This window comes from Sphingomonas bacterium (assembly GCF_903643065.1).
Taxonomy (GTDB): domain Bacteria; phylum Pseudomonadota; class Alphaproteobacteria; order Sphingomonadales; family Sphingomonadaceae; genus Sphingomonas.
On the sequence record NZ_CAHJWX010000054.1, the window covers coordinates 1 to 8322 of the forward strand.

The window sequence follows — 8322 nt, forward strand, 5'->3', positions numbered from 1 at the left end:
CGCCCGGCCTGGATGGCGCGGTGAGCGCGGCGGCGCCAGGCTTGGTGTCGGGCTTGGCGCCTGATGTGGCGCCCGACTTGGCGGTGGTGGCGATCGGGCGCAACGAAGGCGACCGGCTGAAGCGCTGCCTCGCCTCGATCGGCGCCGGGGTGCCGATCGTGTATGTCGATTCGGGATCGACCGATGGCAGCGTCGCGGCGGCGCGCGGGGCCGGAGCGACGGTGGTGGCGCTCGATCTCTCGATCCCGTTCACCGCCGCGCGCGCGCGTAACGCCGGGCGCGCGGCGCTGGCGCCGGACATCCGGTTCATCCAGTTCGTCGACGGCGACTGCATGCTTCAGTCCGGCTGGCCGGCGCAGGCGCGCGCGGCGCTGGCGGCGCAGCCGACGCTGGCGGCCGTGTTCGGTCGACGGCGCGAGGTGGCGCCGGACGCCAGCGTCTATAACCGCCTGTGCGACATCGAGTGGGCGGTTCCGCCCGGCCCCCAGCGTCAGTTCGGCGGCGACGTGATGCTGCGAGCCGAGGCGCTGGACGCGGCCGGCGGCTATCCGGCGGAGATGATCGCGGGCGAGGAGCCCGACCTGTCGATGCGGCTGGGCGCGCTCGGCTGGCGGATCGAGTGCCTGCCGGCTGAGATGACGCTGCACGACGCGGCGATGACCCGATTCGCGCAATGGTGGCGCCGCGCCGAACGCTCGGGCCATGCCTATGCCGAGCTGGAGGCGCGGCATCCCGGCGAGTGGCGGCGCCGCGTCCGGGCGGCGCTATGCTGGGGCGCGATCCTGCCGGCGGCGATCGTCGCGCTGCTGGTCGGCGGGGCCGTCGCGGGCAGTGCGTGGCCCGTCGTCGCGGCGGGGGTCTTGGCGCTGCTGCCGCTGGCGCAGTTCGTTCGCCTGGGTCGGCGCGAGGCGCGGTTGCGGCCCGTGCGGGAGGCGCTGGTCTGGTCCTGGTTCCTGATGCTGGACAAGCCGCCGCACGCGCTCGGCATCATCCGCTTCCACCTCGCCCGCTGGCGCGGCCGGCGAGTGGAGCTGATCGAGTATAAGCGCCCGGCACCCGCCGAGGAGGCGGCATGAGCGCGGGTCTGTGGGCGCAGGTCGCCGCCGACTGGCGCGCGCACGATCGCGATTGGACCAGGCCCGGTTTCCGCGCGGTGGCGGTGCACCGGTTCGGGGTATGGCGGATGGGGATTCGCTCCAGGCCGCTGCGCGCGCCCTTTGGCATCCTGTATCGCTGGGCATTCCGGCGGTGCCGAAACCGGTACGGCATCGAACTGCCCTATACGGTCAAGCTGGGGCAAGGGGTGGTCATCGAGCATCAGGGCGCGATCGTCGTGCACGGCAATTGCGAGATCGGCGACCGCTGCATCATTCGGCAGGGGTGCACGCTGGGTCTGCGCCGGCTGGACGACCTGACCGCCGCGCCCGTGCTGGAGGCGGGAGTGGAGCTGGGCGCGGGCTCCGTCATCCTCGGTCGCGTGCGGCTGGGGCGGGGCGCGCGGGTCGGCGCGAACGCCGTGGTGCTCCACGACGTCCCCGCCGGCGCGACGGTGAGCGGGATCCCTGCCGCCGTCCGGCAATCGGGGCGGGAACGGGGGTGATGCTGCGATGCGGAATAGGCCGTGACAAACATCGGCAGCGGGCTTACCCGTCATGGCTGACCAGAAAAAGGCGGGGTGACAGGCGGTGACTAGCGGCAGGACGGTCCTGGTCACGCCCAACATCTCCGAGCAGATGGGTGGAGAGGCGATCAAGGCCTACCAGTTCCTGCGCCACCTCGTCGCCGGCGGCCATGATGTCGCCGTGGTGACCCATCGCCGTTCGGCGCCGGTGATGGAACGGGATTTTCCGCAAGTGCCGACGTTCGTGGTCGAGGACACGATCGGCCAGAAGCTCGCCTGGACCGCGATGCCGCTGCGGCCGCTGGTGGACATGTTCTTCTTCCGGCATGCCCGCCCGATCCTGCGCCGCATGCTGGCCGAGCGGCCGGACGCGATCTTCCATTACCTGTGTCCGGTGTCGCCGATCCTGCCGCGCTTTCCCTTGCGCGACGCCACCAACGTGCTGGGGCCGCTGACCGGGAACATCTATTACCCGCCGGCCTTTCAGCGCGAGGAGCCGATGAAGCTCAAGCTCGGCCGGCTGTTCCACTATCTGGCGCAGCGCGTGGCGGGCGTGGCGTTCGGCGACAAGCGCCATTTCGGCCGCATCCTGGTGTCGGGCGGCGAGCGGACGCGTCGTTCGCTCGGCTGGGCTGGCGCCCCCCAGGCCCGGATGCGCGACGTCGTCGACAGCGGCATTTCCGACGAGTTCGATCGCCACCCGCTGATCCGGCACGACGGGATCAACGACCGGTTCATGACCAGCGGGCGGCTCGTCCCGCACAAGGGCGTGCAGCTTTCCATCGAGGCGCTGCAATACGTCACCCGGCCGATCCGCTTCGACATCTATGGCGACGGCGCGTATCGCGACGCGCTGGCGCGGCTGGCCGAGCGGCTCGGCGTCGCCGACAAGGTGCGCTTCATGGGGTGGATGGAGAGCCACCACGCCCTGATCGCGCGGATGGCCGAGTATCGCGGCTATCTGGTCCCCAGCCTCGCCGAGGCGAACGGCATCGTCGTGCAGGAGGCGATGATGGCAGGCCTGCCGGTGATCTGCCTTCGCTGGGGCGGCCCGACGATGCTGGCGGACCAGGAGTCGGCCATCCTGATCGAGCCGGGTTCCCAGGATCAGGTGGTGCGCGCCATCGCGGCGGCGATGGACGCCCTGGCGGCGGATCCCGAGCGCGCGAACCGCCTGGTCGGAGAGGCGCGCGCCATCGCCGAGCGACGCTTCGGGTGGGACAATGTCGCCGACGAATGGCAAGCGGCCTATGGCAATGGCTGAGCGCGACGACATCCTGTTGATGACGGCGACAATCACGCCGGCGCCGGGGACCTTCCTGCTCCGCCATGTCGATCCCGCCCAGCGGTTGAACGACTATCGCGAGGCGTTGCGATTCTATCTCGGCGAGTTGGAGGCGGGAACCTTCGCGCGCATCATCTTCGCCGAGAACTCCAATAGTGATATCGCCGAACTGGCGACGCTGGCGCGCGACGCCGGCCTGGCGGACCGCGTGACCTTTGTCGGGGTTGCGCCGGGACCGGTCGGTCAGCATTCCCGATTTTTCCTGGAACTCGACCTGCTCAAAAAGGCGTTCGCGACGGCGGCGCTGGCGTCGGTGCCCGGCCGCACGATGATGTGGAAGGTGACCGGGCGGTACATCGTGCGCAACATCGGGGCGATCGTCCGCACGGCGCCGCCGCTCGACGTGTACGTCAATTCACGCAACCATCCGCGCAAGTTCACCGACTTCTACCTGGCGGCCTTTCGCAAGGACGTGTTCGCGCCGGTGCTGGGCGACCGGATCGACGATTATGACACCCACGCGACGGGCGAGGAGATATTGAGGCACCAGCTGGACGCGCGGCGTGGCGGTCCGTTGTCGATCGGCCTGCGCATGCGTCACGTGCCGACGCTGGAAGGAACGCGGGGCTATGATCAGATGCGCTATGGCGGCCTGGGTTATCGCGCCAAGTCGATGGTTCGCGCGCTGTTGAACCGGTGGGTGCCGGGATTGTGGATCTGAAGCGCCGGATGATGACGGCGACGTGGCTTGCCTGCATGGCGATCGTCGCGGCCGTCATCGGCGTCAGATGGTCGGGGCACCGCCTGCCCACCCGGATCAGGCACGTCGCGGCGCTGGCGCTCGGTCTATCTACGCCGGCCACGCCGGGCTTGTCCCAAGCGCTTCCGCCCAGGCCGACCATGGTCGGAATCAACCTTGCCGATGTCCATTATTCCTCGTCCACCGCTCCATTTGCCAACCTGATGGTCGGCTCCGACTGGTTCGATTCGGGCTGGCGGATGCTGTCCAAGGATCGGCTGGACGGGCAGGGCAATCTCCTGTCGGTGCCGCCGGACGGCATGGTGAAACGGTTCATCGTGGCGCCGCCGACCGATGCCGCCGGTATCGACATCCGGTGTAGCTTTACCGGCGCCGGGAGCTTGAGTGTCTGGGGACTGGGCGGGCCGATCGAGCGATCCGCGCACGGCCTGCGCTTTCGCCTGATCAACGAGCACGGCAAGCAGCCCTTTCCCTGGATCGAAGTGACGGGCTTCGACCCCCATGCCCCCTTGCGCGATCTCGACTGTCGGGAAGCGCGCCTCGATCGCGCCGTCCGCTGGCGGCCCGAGTTCTTCGGGAAGCTGCGCGGCTTCGGGGTGGTCCGCTTCATGGATTGGCAGAACGCCAATGCCAATGAGGCGGTGGCCTGGCGCGACCGGCATACGCCCGCCGCGCTCAACCTCGACCGCGACGGCGTCTCCGTCGAGGACATGCTGGCGGTGGCGGGCGAGCTCGGCGCCGATCCATGGTTCGTGATGCCCTGGAACGCGGATCGCAACTATATCGAACAGTTCGCGCGACTGGTCCGGTCGCGGCTGCCGGCGGATCGATCGGTCTATGTCGAGGTCGGCAACGAGGTCTGGAACAACGGCTTCGCCGTGGGGCGCCAGGCGGTGGCGGAGGGCCGGGCGCGCAAGCTCGGCGACACCGACATGGAGGCTGGCCTCCGCCGCTATGGCCAGCGCACGGTCGAGGTGATGTCGATTTGGGAAGCCGTCTTCGCCGGACGTCGCGGCCTGGTCCGCGTGCTCGGCGGTCAGCATGTCTGGCCGGCGACCGGCGAGACGGCGCTCGCCTTCGGCGACACCGCCAGCCATGTCGACGCGCTCGCCACCGCGCCGTATTTCGGCACCACGCTGGGCGGCACCGCCAACACGCGCGAGACCAGCTTGCAGCGGCTGGAGACCGAGCTGGTCGCGACCGACCAGGCGGTCGTCGCCAATCGCCGGATCGCGACCAGATATGGCAAGCGTTACATCGCCTATGAAGGCGGCGTCGGCCTGGCGTTGCCGGCCCAGGCCCCGTTGACCGAACAATTGCAGCACGATCCGGCGATGGTCGACCTGATCACCCGCTATCTCGCCGCGTGGCGGCGCGACTCGGGCGATGTCCTCTGCCTATTCAACAGCGTGTCACGACCATCGGGATGGGGGATGTGGGGCCTGGCGGAGTGGGAAGACGAGTCGGACGCGCAGGCGCCCAAGCTGGCGGCGGTCAAACGCTTCATGGCCGAGCGGCGAGGCGACGGCCGGCCACCGCCGTGATTGCGTCGGCGAGGCGCGATGAATAGAACGACACCCACGATTGCTGAGGAAAAAGCGTGACCACGATCTTTGACTGGGTGACGGTGGCCATCTTCGCCGGCCTGATCGTGTTGTTTTTGCAGCGTTCCACGGCGGAAGTTCAGGTCGACAAGGTCACCGATTACCTCCCGCCGGCTTTGTGTTGCGCCGCGGGAAACGTGGTCGGCAACAACGGCCATCCGATCTTGGCCGGCCTCCTGATCGCCTCGATTCCGCTCTATGTCTGGTTCGTGCTCAAGCCATTCAGGCGATGACTCTGCATTTGCGGGGGTTTGCCGGCCCATGTCTCGCGATGGGACATTTTTGTGCAACTGCGAGATAAATCGCAAAAGGAGCTTTTGCAAAAGGCTAACGTTGTGTTAGCGTCAGCACTGACTCGATCGCTGCTGGCATTCGTTCCTGGGCAGTGATGATTCTAGTAAGGGGTTTGCGACATGATGAAGCGGTTTTTGGCGGGCACGCTGGCAATGGCGTTTTGGGCCGGATCGGCTCAGGCGCAGACGACGATCACCTACACTCCGGGCAGCGGCACGCTCCCGCTCGGTTCCACGATCTTGTATGACTTCGAGAATCTGACGCCCGGCTCCTCGCTCGGGCCCAACGCCTATGTCGATAACTCGACCTTCCAGCTCGGCGCTCGGCCCGCGTTCGGCAGCACGGGCAATTTCGCTACCATCTTTGGCGGCGGCAGCTTCGCGATCAATTTCAATCCGACAAGTCTGCTGTCGTTCGTGCTGGGCTCGCTCGACTCGTTCAACTCGGTGACGCTTCTTTATCAATCCGGGGCACCGACGGTCCTGACCGGCGGGGCGATTGTCGCCGATCCGTCGATCGACTCGGGCAATCGCAGCAGCGGGGAAACCAATGGCGTCGTGACGTACCGCGTCACCGGCGGCCCGCTCCTGACCGGCGCGATCTTCTCGAGCAGCAGCAGCTCGTTCGAGCTGGACAACATCGCGACCTCGGTGCCTGAGCCGGCGGCTTGGGGCATGATGATCCTGGGCTTCGGTCTGGTCGGCTCGGTGCTTCGGCGCCGCTCGGCGGACAAGGTGGCGTTCACCTACTGATCGCTAGCGATCTGGCGTGATTGATGGAGAAGGGGCGGCCTGCGGGTCGCCCCTTTTCATGTGAGGGGTTGACGTTACTCGTCTGTCGGTTCAGCTATGGACCCATAGGAGAGGCACAACGTGGCCGCACATCAGCAAGTTACCGAGTCGAAGGCGTCGCTGGCACGCAAGCAAGGGCTAAGCCCGGCACGCGGATTGCTCAACGGCCTCTTGTTTACGATCGGCTTGTGGCTGGGCCTGACCGGATTGGCGTTGCTGATCCTGCATTGAGATCAGGGTGGTCGAGAGTCTATCGATCGTTCGCTCTCCGCTCGTTCCCAAGACTGAACTACTGATCGCCTGGATTGAGAACTGGGACAGATCGTGCCTGCATTAGTCAGGCCTCACTCTCCGGCCTACTCAATCGCGTAGCGGACGTCCGTCCGGCGTCCGGCCGAAGGTCACTACGCAGACATAGCGATACGCGGGATGCGTCCCGCACGACACGCCCGCATATCGCAGGCTCGGGTCGAACATTAGTCGTCGGTGGCCGCGATCGGCTACTCCGTCATCGACGATCAGCTGGCGGACGATGTCGCCGGGATCGCGCGAGCCATAGGTGATCACCTCACCCACATAACGCTCGCCACCGTAACGCCGCACCCGATCGGCGGGCGTGCTGCCGTCGCTGCCGCCATGACCGGTCAGGCCCGTGGCGCTTTGCTCCATCCGGTGATCCGCCGCCGCCGCCGCCAGCACGGGAGAGGATGCCAGCTCGACGGTAGCCGGCTCTCGATCGACGAACCCGATGGCCTCGATCACCGGCGCCACGCCTTCCTGCGTCATGAAGGCGGCCTCGGCACCGGCGCGCGACAGGAGCCGGTCGTGGAAGGAGCCGCTCTCTTCCCGCAGCGCCGCGACCAGCGAGGCCGGCGCCGTTCGCGCCCGATTGAGCTCGGCCAGCACGGCGCTGCTCATGGCCGGACTGCCTGCCATGTCGTCGGGCCAATGACCGGCAAGGTCAGCGGCGACGATGAGCGGCAGGATCATCATGGTCCGAGCTTTCGACAGGCGCGACCGCGACGTCGCACTTGCCGGGATAGCGGGGGGCCTCCGAAGAAAGCCTTCCATGCCCTGGTGAACGGAACGGTAACCACGATCAGACGGGGCGTTCACCATCTGTCGCCCCGAAACGTGACATCGGCGGGCCGGGTCGCTGAAGGAGCTTTTGACTAACCTACGTCGTTACATCATCCTCGAAATTTAAAGGGAGAACAGGGGTGTCGCTTTCTACAGTTGCCAAAGCAGCGTTGTGCGCGTGTCCTTCGGCCGTGATGGTCGGAGCGGTGGCGACGGTGCCGGCCGCTCGGCATGCGGTTCATCGGATGACGGCGTCGAGCGCCATCGCGCGGCATGCGGGGCACACGGCAAGGACCAAGCCCGCGCAGACGGCGGGGCATCGCGTCAATTGCGATCCGGTGGCGCCGGTCGAGTCGACCGTGGTGCCGGCCGTTCCGCTCGTGACCTATGCGTCGCCGATCCCCGACGAGCCCGCCGCGCCGACCGGCAACGCTGGCGGCTCGCCGTCCGGCGCCACGGGCACCGCGCCGGTGATCGGCGCGGTCGCCTTTGGTCAGCCGGTGGCGGCGGGCGCGAGCCCGCTGCCCTCGACACCCGTCGTGACGCCGACGCCGACGCCAACACCGACGGGCGGTACCGGGACGACGCCGGGCCCCGTGCCGGAACCCGCGACTTGGCTGATGCTCATCGCCGGCGCTGGCGCCGTGGGCGTGGCGATGCGGCGTCGGCGTAGCGTGGCGATCAGCCCGACGGGTCGCGCCGGACTGAGGCTGGCCGGCGGCTCCGCCTTGTGGTCAGGCAGCGTGGCCGTGGAGGCGGGCGACCTCGCCGTCACGACCGGGCTGAAGGCCGCCGTCACCAGCGCGGCCGGCAAGGCGATGCTGTGCGTGTGTCCCGCCGCGCTCGTCGCCGGCGGCGTGGCCGCCGTGCCGCCGCTGCGCCATGCG

Annotated in this window: 9 protein-coding genes and 1 pseudogene; 9 read left to right on the top strand and 1 reads right to left on the bottom strand. The window is 68.0% G+C overall.

The annotated features are described in order from the left end of the window. The 8 genes from HUU95_RS03390 to HUU95_RS03425 all read left to right on the top strand — a co-directional run. The coding region (locus tag HUU95_RS03390; RefSeq protein WP_368039794.1) for a glycosyltransferase family 2 protein at positions 1-1076 on the top strand (1076 nt) is incomplete at its 5' end. Beyond that, positions 1073-1600 carry a serine O-acetyltransferase gene (locus HUU95_RS03395; protein WP_174278813.1) on the top strand — a complete coding sequence of 176 codons (528 nt, stop codon included), beginning with the start codon at positions 1073-1075 and terminating at the stop codon, positions 1598-1600. The genes HUU95_RS03390 and HUU95_RS03395, both read left to right, overlap by 4 nt. Before the next feature lie 85 nt (positions 1601-1685). Beyond that, positions 1686-2885, top strand: coding sequence for a glycosyltransferase family 4 protein (locus HUU95_RS03400; RefSeq protein ID WP_174278814.1), 1200 nt, complete (start codon positions 1686-1688; stop codon positions 2883-2885). Continuing rightward, a complete protein-coding gene (locus HUU95_RS03405; RefSeq protein ID WP_174278815.1) occupies positions 2878-3627 on the top strand; it encodes a hypothetical protein in 750 nt (249 codons plus the stop codon). Before HUU95_RS03400 ends, HUU95_RS03405 begins: the two co-directional genes overlap by 8 nt. Positions 3628-3806: 179 nt before the next feature. After that, on the top strand, positions 3807-5210 hold the full coding sequence (locus HUU95_RS03410) for a hypothetical protein (protein ID WP_174278816.1): 1404 nt from the start codon (positions 3807-3809) through the stop codon (positions 5208-5210). Between the two features lie 56 nt (positions 5211-5266). Then, entirely contained in the window at positions 5267-5503 is a 237-nt protein-coding gene (locus HUU95_RS03415) for an XrtV sorting system accessory protein (protein ID WP_174278817.1), read from the top strand. A gap of 180 nt (positions 5504-5683) precedes the next feature. Next, complete coding sequence (locus HUU95_RS14445; RefSeq protein WP_254602595.1) at positions 5684-6316, top strand: PEPxxWA-CTERM sorting domain-containing protein; 633 nt, start codon at positions 5684-5686, stop codon at positions 6314-6316. A 120-nt stretch (positions 6317-6436) separates the two neighbouring features. After that, entirely contained in the window at positions 6437-6586 is a 150-nt protein-coding gene (locus HUU95_RS03425) for a hypothetical protein (RefSeq protein WP_174278818.1), read from the top strand. A 129-nt stretch (positions 6587-6715) separates the two neighbouring features. Here HUU95_RS03425 and HUU95_RS03430 read toward each other — a convergent pair whose 3' ends face one another. Continuing rightward, complete coding sequence (locus tag HUU95_RS03430) at positions 6716-7345, bottom strand: CAP domain-containing protein (protein ID WP_174278819.1); 630 nt, start codon at positions 7343-7345, stop codon at positions 6716-6718. Positions 7346-8025: 680 nt separating this feature from the next. Between HUU95_RS03430 and HUU95_RS14830 the strand changes: the two are divergent. Beyond that, positions 8026-8106: pseudogene (locus HUU95_RS14830) on the top strand (PEPxxWA-CTERM sorting domain-containing protein); the annotation flags it as partial. Positions 8107-8322: the final 216 nt, after the last annotated feature.

Coding starts and splice junctions, on each gene's coding strand:
- HUU95_RS03395 (WP_174278813.1), top strand. CDS start 1,073: ATGAGCGCGGGTCTGTGGGCGCAGGTCGCCGCCGACTGGCGCGCGCAC.
- HUU95_RS03405 (WP_174278815.1), top strand. CDS start 2,878: ATGGCTGAGCGCGACGACATCCTGTTGATGACGGCGACAATCACGCCG.
- HUU95_RS03410 (WP_174278816.1), top strand. CDS start 3,807: ATGGTCGGAATCAACCTTGCCGATGTCCATTATTCCTCGTCCACCGCT.
- HUU95_RS14445 (WP_254602595.1), top strand. CDS start 5,684: ATGATGAAGCGGTTTTTGGCGGGCACGCTGGCAATGGCGTTTTGGGCC.
- HUU95_RS03430 (WP_174278819.1), bottom strand. CDS start 7,345: ATGATCCTGCCGCTCATCGTCGCCGCTGACCTTGCCGGTCATTGGCCC.